Genomic DNA, 18,536 nt, shown 5'->3' with positions numbered 1-18,536 from the left:
TCCGTTCTCCCTCACGCGGCCGATGCGGCGCCCAAATAGGCGTCGATGGCTTCCTGGCGGGCGGCGCTGTCGCTCAGTTCCTCGGCGGTGCGATGGCCGACAAGCTGTCCGCCGCGCAGGAAATGCAGCTCGTCACAGATGCGCATCGTCATCGCCAGGTTCTGCTCGACCAGCACGATCGCCAGATCGCTTTCGCTGCGAAACGCGCCCAGCCGGTCGAACACCCGCCTGACCAGCATTGGCGCAAGCCCGAGCGAAGGCTCGTCAAGCAGCAGCAGCCGCGGCTTTGCCATCAGGCCCCTGCCGATTGCAAGCATCTGCTGTTCGCCGCCGGAAAGCCGCCATGCGTGCCGGTCGGCCTTGTTGGCGATTTCGGGAAACAGGTCCAGCACCATCTCCGCGCGCGATTTCCGCTCCCGGCCGCCTAGGTGATAGCCGCCCAGCGTCAGGTTTTCGCGCACGGTCATGTCGCCGACGATTTCGCGGCCTTCCGGCACATAGACAATGCCGCGCCTGACCCTTTCGCGCGCGGAAAGCCCTGACACGTCCTCGCCTTCGAAGACCTGCCGCCCTTCCGCCGGGATCAGCCCGGCAATCGCCTTCATGATCGAAGTCTTGCCAGCGCCGTTTGCGCCCAGAAGCGCCACCACCGAACCGGAGGGTACGGAAAACGAAACATCGTCCACCGCCTGGGCGCTGGCGCCATAGAAAACGGAGAGGCCCGATATGGTCAAAAGATCAGTCATCATCGCTCCCCAGATAGATACGGATCACATCCTCGTTTTCGCGCACCTCGGCCGGCGCGCCACAGGTGACGAGCGCACCGAAATTCATCACGTAGATCCGGTCGCAGATCGACATCACGAGGTCCATGTCATGCTCCACCACGACCATGACCAGATCGGGCGAGACCAGCCGCTTGAGGCTGCGCATCAGGTCGCGGGTCTCCGAATTGTTGAGGCCCGCCGCCGGTTCGTCCAGCAACAGCACGTCCGGCTTGCCGACAATCGCGCGGGCGATTTCGACGAGGCGCAGCATGCCGGGCGGCAGTTGCGACGGCATCTTGTCCACCGCCTGTGTCAGACCGAGTTCGGCAAGCGCGGCCATGGCGGCCTCGCGCATGGCCGCCATTTCACTGCGCCCGCGCGCCGTCGGCAGGAAGGCATGCGCCCAGCCGGCGTGATAATTGCGGGCAACGCCGACCATGACGTTTTCGAGCACGGTCAGGTCCGGACTCAGCGCCACATGCTGGAAGCTGCGCACGATGCCCTTGCCGGCGCGTGCCGCCGGCGGCAGGCCGTCAAGGCTTTGCCCGGCATAGGTGATCGCACCGCCCTGAGGCCGGTAAGCGCCGGTCATGCAATTGAAAAGGCTGGTTTTACCCGCGCCGTTGGGGCCGATCAGTCCGGTGATCTCGCCGGCGCGGAATTCCACATCGAGATCCTTGAGCACATTGATGCCACCAAAGGACAACGAGATGCCGTCACCGCGCAACGCCTTGTTTGCCACATCCATCAGTCATCTCCCTTTCGCTGGGCCATGATTGCGCGAAGGCGCGGCAGATAGTGGCCGGCGAGGATCATCGACAACAGGGCAACGCCGTAGAGCACCGGTATCCATGCCCCCGAGGATGACAGGAATTGCGGCACCAGCGTCAAAAATGCACCGCCCAGCAGCGCGCGCGGCAGGCTGAGGCCGTAGAAGCTGACGACCGAACCGACCAGAAGGAAGATCGCCGACCAGAAGGTGAAGCCGCTGGGGCTGACCGTCGATCCGGCAAAACCGAGCATGGCGCCGCAAAGCGCGGCAATACCGCCGCTGATGCCCATGACGGCAACCCGCGCCCAGACCTGGCGCGTGCCAAAGGCATCGGCCGCCGCCGGGTGCGATTTCGACAGCAGCAGAACCAGCCCCTGACGCGAATGGCGCAACCGCGACACGCCATAAACGGCGGCCGCCAGCACCAGAAGGGCCACATAATAGCGCTGCAACCCCATCGGCAGGCCGGGAATGACCGGGGTCGCCACATAAAGCCCTTCATAGCCGCCGGTCAGCCCGTCCATATTGTTGATCAGTTCCGGCACGGCGAGCGCCAGCGCCATGGTCGAGACCGCCAGATAGATCCCCGACAGCTTGCGCGAGGGCCAGGCAAAGGCGATGCCACTGACAACGCCGAGCGCCAGCGCCAGCGGCAGGCTGACGAGCACCGAAAGGCCGTAGCGCGTATCCAGCACGGCAACGGAATAAGCGCCGACGGCGGCAAAAAACGTATGGCCGATCGAGACCTCGCCGCCATAGCGGACCAGCACGGAAACAGACAGCACGCCGATGGCATTGGCAAAGCAGAGGCCAAGCGCAAACACCCACGACCCGCCAAGCAGGAAGGGCAGAACCAGCAGCACCGCGACCAGCGCGATATTCGCCGCATCGGCCCGCGACACGCCTGAAAGGCGGGCCGGCAGGATACGATCGTTTTGCAGGCTTGCGGGGTGATCAGACACGGCTGCCTCCTACGCGGGCCAGAATGCCGTTGGGAAAGATGTTCAGCGCCAGAAGGATAACCCCCAGCAGGAATGTGCTGGAAAACTCCGGCGAGACATAGAAGGTGAAGAGGTTCATCAAGACGCCGATGAGAATGCCGCCGACGAGCGCGCCCGGCAGGCTGGCAAAGCCGCCGATGACGGCGGCGGCGAACGCCTGCAGCATGAAGGAGGCAACCGTGGTGACGCTCAGAAACGTTGTCGGCACGATCAGAAGCGCGCCGACCACGCCGAGCACCGCCGCGACGATCCAGGAAAACAGGTGGATCGAACGCAGATTGAGGCCACACACCTCCGCCGCGAACGGATTGATCGAAATCGCGCGGAAGGCCACACCGAGCTTGGTGAAGTCAACGACGAAAAACAAAAGCGCAATGGTGACGATGGCGACCGCAAGCACGGTCAGGTCATAGCCGGTGATGAAAAGCCCGAGCACCGACATGCCAAAACGCGGCACCGGCAGATCGAGGCTGACGATATCCGCGCCGAAGATCAGCAGCGTTGCGCCCTGCGCGATCAGGCCGATGCCAAGCGTCGCGATGGTGGCGGTGAGATCGCTTTCAAAAACCAGCGGCGCAATCACCGCATAGGTGAGGCAGGCAATCGCGATGACCGCCAGAATGGCAAGCAGCACCGCCGCGCCCCAGCTCAACTGCATCAGCGCGCCGCTGGAAAAACCGTAGATCAGAAAGGCGGCAAAGCCGGCGACATTGCCATGGCTGAAATTGACCACGCGCGAGGATTTGAAGATCATCACCAGCCCCAGCGCGCCGAGCGCATAGAGGCAGCCGGTGATCATCCCCGACCAGAGCAGCGGAAACAGATCGCGAAAAATATCGCTCATGCGCCCCCTCCCTTGCCGCGGGCCATGACGCCGCGCTCCACCAGTTCGATCACGCCGGGAAAATAGCGTCCCGACAGATCGGTCTTGGTGGCGACCTCATAATAGCGGCGCGCCGCATCGGCTGACGGCAGTGCGACGCCGGACTGTTCCGCCAGTTCGAAAACGTAGGAAATATCCTTCAGCACATATTCCGGCGAGAATGCCTTGTCGGGAAATGCGCGCGGCAGCATGGCCTTCAGCCCGTGATTGCGCAGCACGAAACTGTCGCCGGAGCCCTTGGAGACCGCGTCGAGCAGCACATCGGGGGCAACGCCCGCCTTTTCCCCCAGAACCATCATCTCCGCGAGGGCCACCGTGTTGGCGAAGACCAGCATGTTGTTGACCAGCTTCAGCACCTGCCCCGCCCCGACATCGCCGCCATGGGTGACGTCGGTCGCGATATAGTCGAGCATCGGCCGGATACGCGCGTAAACCGCATCGGACGCGCCGACCATGATGGCAAGCGCTCCTTTCTGCGCCGCCTCGCGGGTGCGGGCGACGGGCGCATCGGCAAAATCGATGCCGTGTCCGGCAAGATCGGCGGCGACCTTGCGCGCGGTCGCCACCGGCGTGGTCGACAGATCGACGACCAGCGCGCAACGGCCTGAAGCCTTTGCAATCTCGCCGGTCACCGCCTCGACCTGTGGACCGCCGGGCAGTGACAGGAAAATCACGTCGGCCTCACCGGCCAGCGCCACGACCGAGCCGACCCGCTGCGCGCCGGCTTCCTCGACGGCCTTCAGCGCGTCGTCGGAAAGATCGAACGCCAGCACTGCACCGTCGTGTTTCAGGGCCATGTTGCGACACATGGGACCGCCCATGACGCCAAGCCCGATAAATCCGATTGTCTCACTGTTGCTCATGATCTCAATCCATCAACATGCCGCCGTTCACATCCAGAACGGTGCCGGTGATCCAGTTGGAGGCGGGCGAACACAGGAACAGGATCGCCTGGGCGATATCTTCCGGCTGGCCGAAACGACCGAGCGGCACATTGCCGTTGGCGGAAGGGGCCGCGCGCTGGGTCACGGTCTCCCACATCGGCGTTTCCACCGGGCCGGGCGCGATGATGCTGGCATAGACGCCCTTGGACGCCCCCGCTTTGGCAACCCATTTCATCAGCCCGTGAACCGCCGATTTTGCCGCCACATAGGACGGGCCGGAAGCGACGCCGCCGATCTTGGCGGCGATGGAACCGAGCGCGACCATTTTGCCCATGCCCTGTTCGGCCATGACCGGGAACACCGCCCGCACCGGATTGACGACGCCCATCAGGTTGACGTCGAGAATGGCGCGCCATTCCTCATCGGTGCTTTCGCCGAGCGGGCGATGCGAAATCGTGCCGGCGCACAGGATAAGCGCATCGATGCGTCCATGGTCCGACCGGATATCGGCGACCAGAGCATCCGTCTCTTCCCGCGAGGTCACATCATAGCGGCGATAGCTGACCGCCGGATGATCGAATTCGGCTTTCTCGGCGATATCGGTGGCAATTACCGTCGCCCCCGCCTCGGCCAGCGCCAGCGTCGTGGCGCGGCCGATGCCGCCGGCGGCGCCGGTTACAAGAGCGATCTTTCCGTCCATATGCGCGGGCGCGCTGACTGGTATCAGGGACATCCCTGTCTTCTCCCGTCATTCAAGAATGCAATTTCAAAAGAACTGCGCGCCGCGCTTTGTCGCGGCGCGCGAAGGTCAATTACTCAGGCTTGGCGTCGAAGACGACGGCCGGATAGGGCCGGAACGGCTGCACCAGTTCGAAACTGTCGCCCTTGGCCTGGATAATGCCCTCCTGGCGGGTGCCGCGATGATCGCCGGACTCGAACGTGACGCCCTTCGCGCCGCCAACATCGGCATCCTTCAGCGTTTCCAGCGCGGCGATCAGATTTTCCCGCGTCAGGTCGTTGCCCGAAGCCAGAAGCGCCTCGAACCCCTTGTGGAAGATCGCCGCATTGCTCCAGCCATTGAGGCCGAACACGCCGACCGGATCATCGGGATAGTATTTCGCAATGGAATCCCGGTAGGCGGCGATATCCGGCACATCGGAGCTGACCGGCAGCAGCCAGGACGAGAAATAGACGCCGTCCAGAAGGTCGCCGGCAAGCTTGAAGGTCGACGGGTCGGCCGTGAAGAATGGCGCAAACCAGTCGACATCCAACCCCTGCAGGTCCGCCGCCTTCAGCGCCGCGGCAAGATTGGCATTGGAGCCGAACAGGATCACGGCATCCGCGCCGGAATTGGCAACGCGACGGATATGCGGGCTGAAACTGGTGGTCTTCACGTCAAAGGGGATGGACTCCGCCGGCTCAATGCCGAGTTCGGCCATATAGGCATCGAAACCGCGTTTGGCCGATTTGCCGAGTTCGTCGTTCTCCCAGAGCAGCGCGATTTTCTCGTGGCCGAGCGTGTTGACCGCATAGTCGACATTGGATGCCGCCGACCAGCCATAATCCGGCAAAAGCGGAAACACGGTCGGCTCGACAAAGAACGCGCTTGCGCCGCCAATCGGCCCGACCACCGGCAGATCAACTTCCCGCGCATAAGGCAGGACGGCAACATTGGTTGCCGTCCCGATTGGCGCGGACAGCGCGAAAATACCGTCATCCTCGACCATCTGCCGGGTGACGGCAACCGAACGCGCCGGCTCGTAGCCATCGTCCTTGGTGACGTAATTGACGGTCCAGCCGTCAATGCCGCCATTATCATTGAGGTTCTTGTAATAGGCCTCGGCTGCGTGGGTCAGCGTGGCGTAAAACGGCACCGGCCCCGTGACCGGCGTGAAAGCGCCGATGGTGACAACCTTGTTTTCGGCATCAATGCCGGCATCGGCGGCGGCCAGCGGCCCCGTGGTAAGCAATAGCGTGCCAATGGCGGCCGCAGGGGCCACCCTTCTCAGTCTCGAAAACATGTGATCTCCTCCCAAACATGTTTCGCTCCTCCATCATGACGATACGCAGGCCCTGCGAACAGGTCAATAGAAAATGCATCTTATTTTATTTTCAGATGCTATCGACGCAGATCGACTTTGTAAAAATTCTGAAACCACCTGCCTGCCGGCAAACCCTGCCATACCCTTTTCCGTCACCCTCGGGCTTGACCCGAGGGTCTATCCACGCTTCGGCGTGACAACCTTTAATGATAAATTACTACATAAATACAATATTTTAAATAAAGTTAACTTTATCCATACGGCAAGACAATTGGATCCTCGGGTCAAGCTCGAGGATGACGCCCATAAAAATGAGAAGCTTGCCCTCAGTCCGAATTGCAGCGACTAAATCATCGCTTTCTGCGGAAATCTAACATCCTGGTGATTCCTCACAAACAAAAAATAATGCATTTTATTCTTGTCAAAAACACGTGACCCTGACAGTTATAGCCGGGTCCGGCGCCATTCCGGGCTTCGCAATCAGGGAGGATTGAATGAACAACGGGGTATTGGCCGGCAAGACGATTCTGGAACTGGGCAGCATGATCGCCGCCCCTTTCGCCACCCATATTCTCCAGCAGATGGGCGCCACGGTGATCAAGATCGAGCCGCCCGCCGGCGAAACCACCCGCAAACTGGTGCGCGGCGGCCCGAGCGGCAGCTACCTCGCCTTCAATCGCGGCAAGAAAAGCCTGTGCCTCGATCTCCAGTCCGAACAGGGACGAACGGTCTTCAATCGTCTGGTCGAAGGCTGCGACATCATCGTGCACAATCTTTCCCCGTCCGCGGCCCGCAAGCTCGGAGCGACCTACAAGGACTGCGCAAAACGCAATCCCGAGATCATTTTCTGCCACATCAAGGGCTATGGCGCGGGACCGCTTGAAGAGGAGGTGGCTTCAAATCCCATTGCCGAGGCGGCAACCGGCGTGATGTTTTCAAACCGCGTCGATGGCCGCCCGTCCCGGCTCGGCCCGTCCTATCACGACCAGTTTGCCGGCTGTTATGCCGTGATCGCCGTCCTCTCGGCGCTGCTTTCCAACGACCCTGCCAAGCGCAATATCGAACTCGGGCTTTACGAGACCGGGCTTCATATCGCCGCGCGCGACCTGCTCGGCGTGCAGCTCAAGTCGCAGCTTCTCGGCCGACCGGAAACCGAGCCCTCGGCGGAATTCAGCATACCCGGCTATGGCGCCTATGAAACCAAAGACAAACGCTGGATCTATCTCGTCATGCTGACGGATGATCACTGGCGCAGGTTTTGCGCCGCGACAGACATCCCGCCCGATCCAGCCCTTCAAGGCCTCCGCGACCGTCGGCGCGCGCGCCCGCGGGTGGAAGAAATGGTAACCCGGGCGGTTGCCGCACATAATTTTGAGGCCTTGACCAAAAAACTCTCCAGCCACGGCATCGGCTTCACCGAAATCCTGTCCGCCGACAAGGTGCTGGAAGCGCCGCAGGCAAAGGCAGCGGACAAAACCTCGGCATTCGATTTCGGCGACTACGATTTCACCTCTCCGGACTTCCCGATCCCACCCCTTCTCCGCTCAGAAGGCCGCGCCGACGCCCCGCCCCTTCTCGGCCAGAACACCAGCGAAATCCTGAAAAACCTCGGTTATGACGACGACGCAGTAGACGCAATGCTCAAGGCCGGCGCCGCCGTTGAAGCCAACCGGGACAAGACGCTCTGGTCCAAGCCGAGCCAGACAGGACAACTCGACCGCCGCGCAGGGGACTGAGGGACCCGAGGGCGAAAGAGGGGTAAAAAAACACCGCGCACCGAACGCCATTATTGCCAGCGCCATTGGCGGCGGCTTCAGGCATTCACCTTTCGTCCGCCGACAGCGGACTGGCGGCTGGCCTGACAGTTCATTTCCCCGATCGGTCAGTTCGTCGTTTGTCATGCGCGGAAAGCCCCCTCTGGCTCAGCATTCCCGCGGTGCATACCTTCGGGAAAGATACAAACGAACCGGGCAGGCCTGTCGGTGAGGCAGAAATCATTCCGCTTCAGCAGCCCCTTGAGGAGCAATCATACGAGGCGGCATAGCAGGAGCGCCTGACCGCGCATGCAGCACCCGAGAATGTGCCCCATGCATTCGGGCAGAAGCAAATATCCGACGCCGAAGCATTCTTTGACAGGTCCTATGATCCGACCCTGAAAAGCCTAATTACAGGAAACATCGCGAAAGAAGGTCCGTTGCGGATAGCCTTGCTGGGGCAACGGATTTATGCATTTATCGCCCTAGCGTGTCTGCCGATCAGGCCAGAGGGAGCGGCACTTTCATCGTGCAACCTTCCTGCGTTTCGACAGTTGGGGAAATAAACCTCAAAGCGACAGACCATCGGACTGTGCTTGGTATTCGCATCAAAGATTCCGCCCGATCGGCCGGCGGCGCGAGTGTGGCCAACTTCGAACAGACCGAGTGTACTTCATCGAGATGGCGGAAACACCCAGAGAAATCAATTCCAGCACTGTGCCCTCGGCGACAACACCGACAGGCGGCGCGAAGCGCCCAGCATGGAAATCGGCATATTTGAGGCCGATTGACGTGCGCGACGGATTCGCTGGAATCCTTACGCTTTCGCTGCAAACGAAAAAACCCGACGGTCCGTTGGAGTCATCGCAAGTAAAGCTGGTTGCGGGGACAGGATTTGGACACTGTTTTGTAGGCGCCTTCGAGCCAGGGAGAAAGACACCCTATCCCTTTCGGCTGGCGAAGAAGGTGGCGATCCCGGCCTGTGCTTCCTGTGTTTCCCAGCGGTCGGCAAGCGCTTCGGCGGAAAACGTCATTGCCGCAGCCGGATCCATGCCGGAGACTGACAGACACAGCGCCTTGGCCGCGGCGACGGCGCCGGGGGCGCAGCGCAGGCAGGCTTCCAGCTCTTCTTCGACGGCAGTATTGATTTCGCCTGCCTCACAGACCCGGGCAACGGCGCCGGCGCGGTGCATGAAATCCGCACCGAAGGGCCGGGCGCTGAAGAACACCTGACGGGCGAAGGCCTCGCCGAATTTGCGGACGACGAAGGGGCCGATCGTCGCCGGGATCAGGCCGAGGCGGGTTTCGGTCAGCGCGAACCGGGCGCTTTCCTCAGCCACGACGATATCGCTGACGGCGATCAGGCCAAGCCCGCCGCCATAGGCGCCGCCCTGCACCCGCGCGATCACCGGTTTCGGCAGGTCGTTCCAGAGCTTGAGCATGCGCGCCAGCGTCAGCGCCTCCGCGATCTTGCCGGCCCGATCCTTGTCCCTTTGCGCACGCATCCAGTTGAGGTCTGCGCCGGCGCAAAAGGTTTTCCCCTCGGCCGCCAGCACGACGGCCCTGACATCCACATTGTCGGCGAGGCATGATGCGGCCTCGGCAAGCTCGGAGATCATGGTCGCGTTCATGGCGTTGTGCTTGTCGGGCCGCGCCAGCATCACGGTCGCGACCTGCCGGGCATCAATGCTCAATGAGATGGTTTCGAATGCGTCGGACATGGCCGGCCTCCCTCAGGCTGATGCTTTGGTGATTGAACGCAGATATTGCTCGGCCTCTGCCAGCGCATCATGATCGATACCCGTGTCGAAACCGGCTTTCTCCAGAAACGCAACAAGCGGTCCCGTCGCCAGATTGCCCTTGGCGCCCGGCGCATAGGGGCAGCCGCCAAGCCCGCCGACGGCGCTGTCGAACACCCGCAAACCCAGATCGAGCGCGGCCGCGACATTGTCGAGCGCATTGTCGTGCGTATCGTGAAAATGACCGGCCAGACGGTCGGCCGGCAGACCTGGGAGGACCGCTTTCAGCATGGTCGAGACGGTCTCGGGCGTTCCGGCGCCGATCGTGTCGCCCAGCGAAATCTCGTAGCAGCCCATGTCGAAAAGCGCCCCGGCCACATCGCGCACGGCTCCGGGCGCAACCGGTCCGTCATAGGGACAGGCGATCACGCAGGAGACATAGCCGCGCACGCGCATGCCATCCTTTTTTGCCGCTTCCAGCAACGGTTCGAAGCGCTTGAGGCTTTCGGCAATCGAGCAGTTGATGTTCTTTTGGCTGAAGCCTTCGGACGCCGAGGCGAAGACGGCGACTTCATCCACGTCTGCTACAAGCGCCCGTTCGTAGCCCTTCATGTTTGGTGTCAGCGCTGCATAGTCGGTCCCCGGCCTGTGTTTGATGCCGGCAAGCACCGTTTCGGCGTCGGCCAGTTGCGGCACCCATTTGGGCGAAACGAAGCTCGTCGCCTCGATTTTTTTCGAATCCTGCACGCGAGAGACGGTCGATCAGTTCAATCTTGCGGGCGGACGGAATCAGCATGTCCTCGTTCTGCAGACCGTTACGCGGGCCGACTTCGTAGATGCGGACATGCTCGCTCACGGCGTTTCCTCCTCGAAGGTCACCAGCACGGCGCCGTCATCGACCGTCGACCCTTCCGCGCAGTCGACCGATGCCACGCGGCCTGAACGTGGGGCGACAAGCGCCGTCTCCATCTTCATCGCCTCCATGACGCCGAGTTTCTGACCCGCCTCGACCATGTCGCCGACTGAGACCGAAAGCTGCACGATGGTTCCGGTCATCGGCGCGATCACGGCATCGGTCTCGTCGGCCATGGCCGCCGCGCCGGCGCGTTCGTCAACCAGCACGAAATCTTCCGCGGCGGCCTTGCCTTTGCGCTGTCGCGTGGCGATGCCCTGCCGGACGCATTGCGCTTTGCGTCCGCCTGCGGTGCGCTGGCGACAACCAAACGCGGCGCTGCCGCGACCGCCCCTTCGGTGAAGGAGGTTGAGGCGCTGATGAAATCGGCAAAAGCTTAAACTTTGAGATATTCAGGCGGCCTTTTCGGCCTGAAGTCGGCGTCGGATCAGGCGCGCTGGTGCCAGTGATTGCTTTTCCGCTTCAGAATTTTAAGAATCGTTTGCCTAAAAATGGTCAGCAGAGGTAAGTATCTGTCCACCATTCTTGATAGCTTTTCGCGATATATCGTGAGATGAAAGCTGTGCACGAACATGAAAGTCGGTTACAGGCGCCAATCCTGTCAAACCTTGCGCAAGCGCCCCGCTGGATATGGATCGGCGGTATTGTCGGCGTCGTCTATATCACCGGCGCACTCATGCTTGCCCCGAAACTCGGCGCTGCCGGCTTCATCATGGCGGTCATCGCAGGACAAATGCTGGCATCGGTCATCATCGACCAGTGGGGCCTCGTCGGCCTGCCTCAAAAACCCGTCTCGTGGTCCCGCCTTGCCGGTCTCGGCCTGATCATCCTCGGTCTGGTCGTGATGCAGTTGCAGGCGCTGGGGCTGAGACCGGCCACCAGTTCGTGACGGCTATGGGCCCGTACCGCACCAGGTTTCTTCTTCCTTTCCGGTCAAGCCACGCCCCTTCCCTGCAGACGGCCTGAAAAGGTTTGGTCGTCGCCGTGTCAGAAAGGACGCACTTGCGTCGAAACGGATATCCGGTGCATGATGATCTCATGAAGTCTGCAGATTGTACCATCTGAATCTGTTTCCGCGCATCGCCGCGAGAAGCTGCTGCGCTGGTCGGCTCGTTGAGCTTGCCGGCGCTTGTCCGTTTGCATCATCGCAAACGGGATATCGCCGCTGCTGCGGCAAGGATTCAGTGGTATTTTCATGAACAATTTCTTCGAAAGCCCCTTCAAGGGCATGACGCTCGACCGCCAGATCAGGAACCCGAACATTATTGTCGGTCGTTACAGCTATTATTCCGGCTATTATCACGGTCACAGCTTTGACGATTGCGCCCGCTACCTGCTTCCCGAGCCCGGTGTGGACAGGCTCCTGATCGGCAGTTTCTGCTCGATCGGGTCAGGGGCAGCCTTCATCATGGCCGGCAATCAGGGCCACCGGAACGACTGGATCAGCACGTTTCCCTTTTTCTGGATGGGTGAGGTGCCGGAATTCGCGGGCCCGAAAAACGGCTACCAGCCGGCAGGAGACACGGTTATCGGCAACGATGTGTGGATCGGTTCCGAGGCGATCATCATGCCGGGCGTCAGGATCGGCGATGGCGCCGTGATCGGCACACGCGCCCTTGTGACCCACGACGTGGAGCCTTACGCGATCGTCGGCGGGAACCCCGCCCGGGAAATCCGCAAACGCTTCAAGGACACGGAGATTGCCCTGTTGCGTGAACTGTCATGGTGGGACTGGAGCGATGCGCAGCTCCGCGAGGCGATGCCGATCCTCACAAGCGGCGACATAACCGCACTTCACCATTACTGGCAGAAGAACATCAAAGCAGACGGCTGACGGCGCTCCTGATCGGCGGCGTGTCGCGGCCGGATGAAGTTCCTCTGTATTTCGGCCGAAGCAATTCGCGTTGGCCTGCGCGCCACCACCGAAGCCGGGCCCTTTACGTCCTGCTTCGGTTCTCTCGCCAGGTCCGGGATCAGTCGCTATGGGCGAACATCGGCGCGCCCGAGATTCCGAGTTCGGGCGGAAACGTGGCGCGCAGGATCGAGCCGCTGTCGCTTTCGGTGATGAACAGACTGCGCCCGTCCGGCCCGCCAAAGGCGCAGTTGGTCGTGCCCAGACCCCGCGGGCTGCGCACCACGGCGATCGCCTGCCCCAGGGCATTGTGCACCCAGACGAGCCCCATGCCGGTCTGGCAGACCACCACGCCGCCCTGCGCCGTCAGCGCCAGCCCGTCCGGCCCGGCACGTCCGCCGGAAAACTGGATGAAGAGCCCGGCCTTGTTCACCCGGCCGCTCGGCGAGAGCATCAGCCGCCACACCGCGTTGGCCCGCGTGACCGCGAGAAACAGCACCTGTTCGGCGAGATCCAGCACCAGCCCGTTCGGGCTCGGCGCCGTATCGATCAGGCTGTCGAGCCGCCCGGTCTCCGGCTGCCAGCGATAGACGCGGCCCGTCGGGTCATGCAGGCCCGTCTGCCCCTGGTCGGTGAAGAAAAGCGTGCCGTCCCGGCCGAAATGCAGATCATTGCATCCCTTGAACCCTTCGGTGTCGCAATCGGCCAGAGCGGGCGTTACCGCACCGCTTTCCGGGTCCAGAAGCATGATGCCGTTTTGATAATCCGCCAGGAATATCCGCCCGTCGCGATGGATCTTCAGCCCGTTCGGCTGCCCGTCATATTCCGCCACCTGTTCGACCGCGCCGCCGGGCGAAGCCTTGAATACGCGGCCGAAGGGGATGTCCACGAAATAGAGGTTCCCCGCGCGGTCGAAGGACGGCCCCTCGACGAAGCTGTCCACCGCCTGCCCGCGCCGATTCTTTTCGGCCCAGTAGGATGAGACGCCCGGCCGGCGAAGATGCCCCGGCAACTCGGTAAAAACCTCGGCGTCGATGATGACGGGGTCGGGTGCGGGATAGGTGTGGGTCGTCATCCGAATGTGACCTCCGGCAGGAAGAGCGCGATTTGCGGGAAGCCGATCATCAGCAGCATGAACAGCAGGATGATGGCAAAGAAGGGTATGGTGCCCATGATCACGTCTTCAACCGAAACCTCTCTGGAAGACGAGGCGACGACGAAGAGGATGACCCCGAGCGGCGGCGTCAGCTGCCCCAGCTCCACCAGGATCACCACGAAGACGCCGAACCAGACCGGATCGATATTCAGCGCCAGCAGCGCGGGGAAGATCACCGGCACGATGATGGCGATCATGCCCAGCCCTTCCATGAAGCAACCGAGGATGGCGAAGACCACCATGATAATCAGCAGGAAGGCCACCCGCGACACGTCGGCGCTTTCCAGCTTCGCGACCAGATCCTCTCCCACGCCGGAGAGCGCGGTGGCATAGGCGAAGATCATCGAGGTGAAGACGACGAACAGAATATTGCCGCTCATCACCGCCGTCCGGACCAGCGCCCGGCGGAGCAGATCGACGCTGAGCTTGCGGTAAATTCCGGCAATCAGGATCGCGCCCACGGTGCCCACGGCCCCAGCCTCGGTCGGGGTGGCGAAACCGCCATAGATGCTGCCCAGAACGATGAGGATCAATAGCAGGAACGGCAGGATGTCGAGGCCCGCGCGAACCAGTTCGCCAGGCGTCGCCTTGGTCTCCACGCGGGGCGCGAGGGACGGATTGCGCAGGGCGCGGATCATGATGAAGACCATGTAGAGGGCGGCCAGCACGATGCCCGGCACCAGCCCCGCCGCGAAGAGCCGAGCAATCGAGGTTTCGGTGAACGTGGCATAGATGATCATCGTGATCGAGGGCGGGATCAGGATGCCCAGCGTCCCGCCTGCAGCCAGCGATCCCGCAACCAGGCGGCGGTTATAGCCGCGCCGGCCCAGCTCGGGCAGCGCCACGGTGGACATCGCCGCAGCCGTCGGTGCACTGCCGCCGGAAATGGCGGCGAAGATGCCCGATCCCACGATATTGGTGTGCAGCAATCCGCCCGGCAGACGCCGCATGAAGGGGGCAACGCCGTTATAGAGCCGCGCGGCCAGACCCGAGCCCAGCAGGATCTCTGCCATCAGCACGAACAGTGGAATGGCGGCAAGCGTAAAGCTGTTGGCGGCGCCCCAGCTCACCAGACCCAGAGCCTTCCACCCGGCGAAGCCTTTCAGCATCCACAGGTAGAACAACCCCGCGCCGGCGACAGCGAACTGCACCCACATACCCCCGAGGATAAGGCCGATGAGCAGGCCGAAGGCCAGGATCGCTTCCATGTCAGTCGCTTTCTTTGATTTTGCGGAATGCCAGCAGGAACTGCTCGATGAGGAAGAAACCGATGACGAGGAACCCCGCCGGCGGCACGATCTGCGGGATCCACAGCGGCGTGTGCAGGACGGTGGGCGCGAACTTGCCGCGGCTGAAGGACGACAGCGTCAGGTCCTTGGTCTTCCATGCCAATATCAGGCAGAGCGCGAAAGCCACGAGCACGAAGAGGCACCGCAGCCAGGCCCGCGCCCGATCGCCGAGCGCTTCATACAGGAAATGCACGCGAAAGAGCGCGCCGTGCCGCAGCGCCAGCGCCGCGCCCAGGAAGGTCAGCAGGACCACGCAATAGCCTGTCAGTTCCTTCGCGAAGCCGAGCGAGTAGTTGAACCCGCCCCGCAGCAGCGCCTCGGAGCAGACCAGCAGGACGAGACCGGTCAGGACCAGCCCGGTCAGCGCCCGTGTCACCGTCTCTCCCAAATCGAAGATGGAGCCGGCAGAGGCCGGCCCCATGGTTTTGGCGTTGTCAGTTTTATTTTCCGATTGCATCGCGCACGACTTTCAGGGCTTCGACATATTCGGGGCCGTTTTCTTCAGCCCAGGCTTCCCAGTAGGGCGAAAGCTTCCCGGTCGCCATCTCGATTTCGCTGGCGGAGGCTTCGGTAATGGTCATGCCCGCTTCCGACTGGGACGCCATCTGCACCTTCTCGTCCTTACGGAAATTTTCGGTGATGGCAGGTCCTTCCTCGGCGACGATCTTGCTGAGGGTCGCCTGGGTTTCTTCCGGCAGTGCGTCGAAGGCATCGGTGTTGGCGATGATCATCGAGTTACCGTAGTTGACCGGGAAGCGGTAGTTGTAGGGCAGGAACTCATGCCAGTTCTTGGCGCCGCCCGCACTGGCCGTCAGCACGCCCTCGATCACGCCACGCTCCAGCGAGGTGGGCACTTCACTGCCCGACAGGGTAATCGGCGCTCCACCGAATTCCTCGATGAACTTGCCCTGATCGGGAGAGGTCACGCGGACCTTGTGTCCCTTCAGATCGGCCAGGCTGTTTACCGGGAAGGTGGTGAAGATCGTCTGCTCCGGATAGCGGTAGCCGCCCAGCAGAACGACATTCTGTTCGGCAAAGGCATCAACGAGCGTCGGCTCGATGGCGGCATAGGCCTTGTCCCATTGCTCGTCGTTCTCGATCAGCATGGGCAGGTTCAGGATCCGCGCGATCGGCACAGTACCGGAAAAGAAGAAATCAGCGGCAAAATCGACGATTCCGTCGCCCGTCGCCTGGGTAATGTCGGACGATGCGATCTGCAGCGTCTTGCCTAGGTGCAACGTCATGGTCAGGTCGCCATCGGTTTCCTCTTCGACACGCTCCGCAATGCGGTTCATGCCCTTCACCGCCGCGGTCGTGGAGACCGAGGAATAGGTGTAAGCCGTCCAGTCTTCGGCATGGGCGGTCAGCGGCAGGGCGAAAGTCTGCACCAGCAAGGCCGCGCAAAGGATCTTCAGTTTCATCATCTCTCTCCTTGTTCACCGGGGCCAACCCCGGGGTGGAACGGCTCGCGGCCGGGAACGGCCACGAGAGGGTCATCAATTCCAGGGGGTCTGTTCCCAGATGCCGCGGGCGATCGCATCCTGCTCTTTGGCAACGGCTTCGAACGCATCACCGGAGACGAAGGCGATCGGGTTGCCCTGCTCGGCCATCTTGGTCTGGAATTCTTTCATGCCGTTAACCCTGGTCAGCGCCGCGCGCAGCTTTTCGGCGACCTCCGGGTCGAGGCCCGCCGGCGCGACGATGCCGCGTAGCGAGGACATCTCGACATCGTAGCCCAGCTCCTTCGCGGTCGGCACATCGGGGCGGAAATCCGAGCGTTCGTCGGCCAGCACCGCCAGCACCCGCAGATCATCCCGGAAGTTCGCGGTCTGGCTCAGCGCCATGGTGCCCACGTCAACATGCCCGCCCATCAGTGCGGTGCGCGCCATCGAAGCGCCCTTGAAGGGAACCAGCGTGAATTCAGCGCCGGAGGCCTCGGCCATCATGTTGGCCGCAAAATGGTTGTTGCCGCCCAGCGCCGACAGGCCGACGGTAATCGCGCCCGGATCGCCCTTGGCGGCCTCCAGCAGCTGATCCAGTGTTTTGAATTCAGACGAGGCGCTGACAACGATCGTGTTCGGATCCTCGACGAAATTCGCCAGATAGGTGAAGCTCGACACGTCGTAATCGGCTTTGCGGTCATGGGTCAGCGCCAGCACCGCCGGCAGGTTGAACGTGCCCAGCGTGTAGCCGTCGGGCTTGGCCTTGGCCACCTCGGTAAAGCCGATCTGGCCACCGGCGCCGGGCATATTCTTCACCACCACGGCGGCGCCATCACCCAGAGCGGTCTCCAGAAACTTGCCCACGGTGCGCGCCATCACGTCGGTCCCGCCCCCGGCAGAATAGCCGACGACAACCTCAATCGGCTTTTCGGGATATTCAGCCAGCGCCGGGCTGGCCAGCGCCGCAATGGTCAGCGCTGCAAGACTCAAGGCTTTCTTCATGACAGGGTCCTCCCAGATTGTGTCGTGAAAAGAGTTGGGTCGATACCGTAGGTTCCGACGGCCGTCCGCCAGAACAGCGCGTCGCGCTCGTCCCGGCCAAGCGGCGCGGCAAGATGCTTGAAGGCGTTCCAGAGGGTGCGATAGCCGAACTGTCCCTTGTCGACGGGAAAGTTACTCTCAAACATCGCGCGCCCGGGACCGAAGAGGTCGAGGCAGGCCGCGACATGGGGCTGCCAGTCGCGCGCCAGTTGCCCGGAGCCGGGCGGCAGGGCGGCATCGGCATAGCGATACCCCATGACCGACAGGCCGAAACCGCCGACCTTGACCCGGACATTCGGACAGGCGGCAACCCGGGCCATGCCCCTGCGCCAGTCGGCAAAACAGGCCGGGTCGTCGATCCGATAAGGCCCGATGCCCAGCGGGCCGCCGCAATGATCCAGCACGATCGTCAGTTCGGGCAGCGCGCGGGCCAAAGCTTCCACTTCTCCCAACTGACTCTGGTAAGCCCAGACATCCAGGCACAGCCCGGTCCGGGCGACGGCGCGCGCGCCCTCCAGAAAGGCATCGGTGCGCAGCAGCCCCTCGGGCGCGGGTCTTGGATTGGATCTCACAGCCGGGTCGGCATGCCAGGCGGTGGTGTTGTGGATACCGCGTAACCGCCCCTGTCCGGCCGCGACCAGCGCCTCCAGCACCGGCTGCACCCCTGCCCCAAGCTGCAGGTCGGCAAAGGCGACAAGGCCTGCGGGCAGATGCGGCTGATCCCGGCACCAGTCCAGTATCGTCCGCACCTCGCCCACAGGGCGCATTTCTTCCGGCCCGTCCTCGTCATAGCCGGTGCGGCACTGCACGTAGAGGCTGGCCCGGACATCATGGCCTGAGGCAATATCGGCCCGCAGTTCCGCCGCACGGTAACGGCCCTCGGGCCGGTCCCACAGGTGGTGATGACAGTCGAAGATCGGCTGGGCGGGGTCGATAACCTCTTCTTCGACCTGCGCCAGCCACCCCTCGCGCACCGGAAAATGGGGACTTGCGGTGACCAT

Annotated in this window: 20 protein-coding genes and 1 pseudogene; 5 read left to right on the top strand and 16 right to left on the bottom strand. The window is 62.5% G+C overall.

Translation table 11 applies throughout. The features are described 5' to 3' along the window. Positions 1-11: 11 nt before the first annotated feature. The 7 genes from ACHZCU_RS09295 to ACHZCU_RS09265 form a co-directional block, all read right to left on the bottom strand. Complete coding sequence (locus tag ACHZCU_RS09295) at positions 12-746, bottom strand: ABC transporter ATP-binding protein (protein ID WP_319518553.1); 735 nt, start codon at positions 744-746, stop codon at positions 12-14. Beyond that, positions 739-1,515: an ABC transporter ATP-binding protein gene (locus ACHZCU_RS09290; RefSeq protein WP_319518552.1), complete on the bottom strand. Its 777-nt coding sequence runs from the start codon at positions 1,513-1,515 to the stop codon at positions 739-741. The genes ACHZCU_RS09295 and ACHZCU_RS09290 overlap by 8 nt, the downstream gene beginning before the upstream one ends. After that, positions 1,515-2,501: a branched-chain amino acid ABC transporter permease gene (locus ACHZCU_RS09285; RefSeq protein ID WP_319518551.1), complete on the bottom strand. Its 987-nt coding sequence runs from the start codon at positions 2,499-2,501 to the stop codon at positions 1,515-1,517. The genes ACHZCU_RS09290 and ACHZCU_RS09285 overlap by 1 nt, the downstream gene beginning before the upstream one ends. Beyond that, complete coding sequence (locus ACHZCU_RS09280; protein WP_319518550.1) at positions 2,494-3,384, bottom strand: branched-chain amino acid ABC transporter permease; 891 nt, start codon at positions 3,382-3,384, stop codon at positions 2,494-2,496. The genes ACHZCU_RS09285 and ACHZCU_RS09280 overlap by 8 nt, the downstream gene beginning before the upstream one ends. Then, complete coding sequence (locus tag ACHZCU_RS09275) at positions 3,381-4,286, bottom strand: NAD(P)-dependent oxidoreductase (protein WP_319518549.1); 906 nt, start codon at positions 4,284-4,286, stop codon at positions 3,381-3,383. The genes ACHZCU_RS09280 and ACHZCU_RS09275 overlap by 4 nt, the downstream gene beginning before the upstream one ends. A 4-nt stretch (positions 4,287-4,290) precedes the next feature. Continuing rightward, positions 4,291-5,040 (bottom strand): SDR family oxidoreductase, encoded by a 750-nt coding sequence (locus ACHZCU_RS09270; protein WP_319518548.1) that lies wholly within the window; start codon positions 5,038-5,040, stop codon positions 4,291-4,293. 79 nt (positions 5,041-5,119) lie between these two features. Further along, positions 5,120-6,328, bottom strand: a complete 1,209-nt coding sequence (locus ACHZCU_RS09265) for an ABC transporter substrate-binding protein (RefSeq protein ID WP_319518547.1) — start codon at positions 6,326-6,328, stop codon at positions 5,120-5,122. Positions 6,329-6,401: 73 nt separating this feature from the next. Here ACHZCU_RS09265 and ACHZCU_RS09260 point away from each other — a divergent pair, with 73 nt between their 5' ends. Further along, complete coding sequence (locus ACHZCU_RS09260) at positions 6,402-6,698, top strand: hypothetical protein (RefSeq protein WP_319518546.1); 297 nt, start codon at positions 6,402-6,404, stop codon at positions 6,696-6,698. A gap of 145 nt (positions 6,699-6,843) precedes the next feature. Continuing rightward, complete coding sequence (locus ACHZCU_RS09255) at positions 6,844-8,085, top strand: CaiB/BaiF CoA-transferase family protein (RefSeq protein WP_319518545.1); 1,242 nt, start codon at positions 6,844-6,846, stop codon at positions 8,083-8,085. Positions 8,086-9,044: 959 nt separating this feature from the next. On the opposite strand, the gene ACHZCU_RS09250 is transcribed toward ACHZCU_RS09255, so the two are convergent. From ACHZCU_RS09250 to ACHZCU_RS09240, 3 genes and pseudogenes are all read right to left on the bottom strand, one after another. Next, positions 9,045-9,824 (bottom strand): enoyl-CoA hydratase-related protein, encoded by a 780-nt coding sequence (locus ACHZCU_RS09250; protein WP_319518544.1) that lies wholly within the window; start codon positions 9,822-9,824, stop codon positions 9,045-9,047. A gap of 12 nt (positions 9,825-9,836) precedes the next feature. After that, positions 9,837-10,698, bottom strand: a pseudogene (locus ACHZCU_RS09245) (hydroxymethylglutaryl-CoA lyase). Then, the gene (locus tag ACHZCU_RS09240; RefSeq protein WP_319518543.1) at positions 10,695-10,964 is read right to left on the bottom strand and encodes a biotin/lipoyl-containing protein; all 270 of its coding nucleotides are present in this window, start codon (positions 10,962-10,964) and stop codon (positions 10,695-10,697) included. The pseudogene ACHZCU_RS09245 and the gene ACHZCU_RS09240 overlap by 4 nt, the downstream one beginning before the upstream one ends. A 60-nt stretch (positions 10,965-11,024) precedes the next feature. Here ACHZCU_RS09240 and ACHZCU_RS09235 point away from each other — a divergent pair, with 60 nt between their 5' ends. The 3 genes from ACHZCU_RS09235 (at position 11,025) to catB (ending at position 12,589) form a co-directional block, all read left to right on the top strand. Next, positions 11,025-11,135 (top strand): hypothetical protein, encoded by a 111-nt coding sequence (locus ACHZCU_RS09235; protein ID WP_319518542.1) that lies wholly within the window; start codon positions 11,025-11,027, stop codon positions 11,133-11,135. A gap of 182 nt (positions 11,136-11,317) precedes the next feature. Next, positions 11,318-11,644 (top strand): DMT family transporter, encoded by a 327-nt coding sequence (locus ACHZCU_RS09230; RefSeq protein ID WP_319518541.1) that lies wholly within the window; start codon positions 11,318-11,320, stop codon positions 11,642-11,644. Positions 11,645-11,950: 306 nt separating this feature from the next. Further along, on the top strand, positions 11,951-12,589 hold the full coding sequence (gene catB / locus ACHZCU_RS09225; protein WP_319518540.1) for a type B chloramphenicol O-acetyltransferase: 639 nt from the start codon (positions 11,951-11,953) through the stop codon (positions 12,587-12,589). 139 nt (positions 12,590-12,728) lie between these two features. Here catB and ACHZCU_RS09220 read toward each other — a convergent pair whose 3' ends face one another. The 6 genes from ACHZCU_RS09220 to ACHZCU_RS09195 form a co-directional block, all read right to left on the bottom strand. Beyond that, complete coding sequence (locus ACHZCU_RS09220) at positions 12,729-13,682, bottom strand: SMP-30/gluconolactonase/LRE family protein (RefSeq protein ID WP_319518539.1); 954 nt, start codon at positions 13,680-13,682, stop codon at positions 12,729-12,731. Beyond that, entirely contained in the window at positions 13,679-14,971 is a 1,293-nt protein-coding gene (locus tag ACHZCU_RS09215) for a TRAP transporter large permease (RefSeq protein ID WP_319518538.1), read from the bottom strand. The genes ACHZCU_RS09220 and ACHZCU_RS09215 overlap by 4 nt, the downstream gene beginning before the upstream one ends. Before the next feature lies 1 nt (position 14,972). After that, the gene (locus ACHZCU_RS09210) at positions 14,973-15,509 is read right to left on the bottom strand and encodes a TRAP transporter small permease (RefSeq protein WP_319518537.1); all 537 of its coding nucleotides are present in this window, start codon (positions 15,507-15,509) and stop codon (positions 14,973-14,975) included. After that, a complete protein-coding gene (dctP, locus tag ACHZCU_RS09205; protein ID WP_319518536.1) occupies positions 15,493-16,473 on the bottom strand; it encodes a TRAP transporter substrate-binding protein DctP in 981 nt (326 codons plus the stop codon). Before dctP ends, ACHZCU_RS09210 begins: the two co-directional genes overlap by 17 nt. 75 nt (positions 16,474-16,548) lie before the next feature. Next, the gene (locus ACHZCU_RS09200) at positions 16,549-17,496 is read right to left on the bottom strand and encodes a tripartite tricarboxylate transporter substrate binding protein (protein WP_319518535.1); all 948 of its coding nucleotides are present in this window, start codon (positions 17,494-17,496) and stop codon (positions 16,549-16,551) included. Beyond that, a complete protein-coding gene (locus ACHZCU_RS09195; RefSeq protein ID WP_319518534.1) occupies positions 17,493-18,536 on the bottom strand; it encodes an amidohydrolase family protein in 1,044 nt (347 codons plus the stop codon). Before ACHZCU_RS09195 ends, ACHZCU_RS09200 begins: the two co-directional genes overlap by 4 nt.

The sequence above is a fragment of the uncultured Martelella sp. genome, assembly GCF_963677965.2.
In the GTDB taxonomy this organism is placed as follows: domain Bacteria; phylum Pseudomonadota; class Alphaproteobacteria; order Rhizobiales; family Rhizobiaceae; genus Martelella; species Martelella mangrovi.
The sequence above is the reverse complement of the archived record's forward strand: the minus strand, read 5'-3'. Positions and strand labels throughout refer to the sequence as shown.

Excerpts from the sequence above, each read along its gene's own strand:
- ACHZCU_RS09215 (WP_319518538.1), bottom strand. The coding sequence starts at position 14,971 with ATGGAAGCGATCCTGGCCTTCGGCCTGCTCATCGGCCTTATCCTCGGG.
- ACHZCU_RS09260 (WP_319518546.1), top strand. The coding sequence starts at position 6,402 with ATGCATCTTATTTTATTTTCAGATGCTATCGACGCAGATCGACTTTGT.
- ACHZCU_RS09220 (WP_319518539.1), bottom strand. The coding sequence starts at position 13,682 with ATGACGACCCACACCTATCCCGCACCCGACCCCGTCATCATCGACGCC.
- ACHZCU_RS09200 (WP_319518535.1), bottom strand. The coding sequence starts at position 17,496 with ATGAAGAAAGCCTTGAGTCTTGCAGCGCTGACCATTGCGGCGCTGGCC.
- catB (WP_319518540.1), top strand. The coding sequence starts at position 11,951 with ATGAACAATTTCTTCGAAAGCCCCTTCAAGGGCATGACGCTCGACCGC.
- ACHZCU_RS09295 (WP_319518553.1), bottom strand. The coding sequence starts at position 746 with ATGACTGATCTTTTGACCATATCGGGCCTCTCCGTTTTCTATGGCGCC.
- ACHZCU_RS09250 (WP_319518544.1), bottom strand. The coding sequence starts at position 9,824 with ATGTCCGACGCATTCGAAACCATCTCATTGAGCATTGATGCCCGGCAG.
- ACHZCU_RS09270 (WP_319518548.1), bottom strand. The coding sequence starts at position 5,040 with ATGTCCCTGATACCAGTCAGCGCGCCCGCGCATATGGACGGAAAGATC.
- ACHZCU_RS09290 (WP_319518552.1), bottom strand. The coding sequence starts at position 1,515 with ATGGATGTGGCAAACAAGGCGTTGCGCGGTGACGGCATCTCGTTGTCC.
- ACHZCU_RS09280 (WP_319518550.1), bottom strand. The coding sequence starts at position 3,384 with ATGAGCGATATTTTTCGCGATCTGTTTCCGCTGCTCTGGTCGGGGATG.
- dctP (WP_319518536.1), bottom strand. The coding sequence starts at position 16,473 with ATGAAACTGAAGATCCTTTGCGCGGCCTTGCTGGTGCAGACTTTCGCC.
- ACHZCU_RS09210 (WP_319518537.1), bottom strand. The coding sequence starts at position 15,509 with ATGCAATCGGAAAATAAAACTGACAACGCCAAAACCATGGGGCCGGCC.
- ACHZCU_RS09195 (WP_319518534.1), bottom strand. The coding sequence starts at position 18,536 with ATGGTCACCGCAAGTCCCCATTTTCCGGTGCGCGAGGGGTGGCTGGCG.
- ACHZCU_RS09265 (WP_319518547.1), bottom strand. The coding sequence starts at position 6,328 with ATGTTTTCGAGACTGAGAAGGGTGGCCCCTGCGGCCGCCATTGGCACG.
- ACHZCU_RS09255 (WP_319518545.1), top strand. The coding sequence starts at position 6,844 with ATGAACAACGGGGTATTGGCCGGCAAGACGATTCTGGAACTGGGCAGC.
- ACHZCU_RS09275 (WP_319518549.1), bottom strand. The coding sequence starts at position 4,286 with ATGAGCAACAGTGAGACAATCGGATTTATCGGGCTTGGCGTCATGGGC.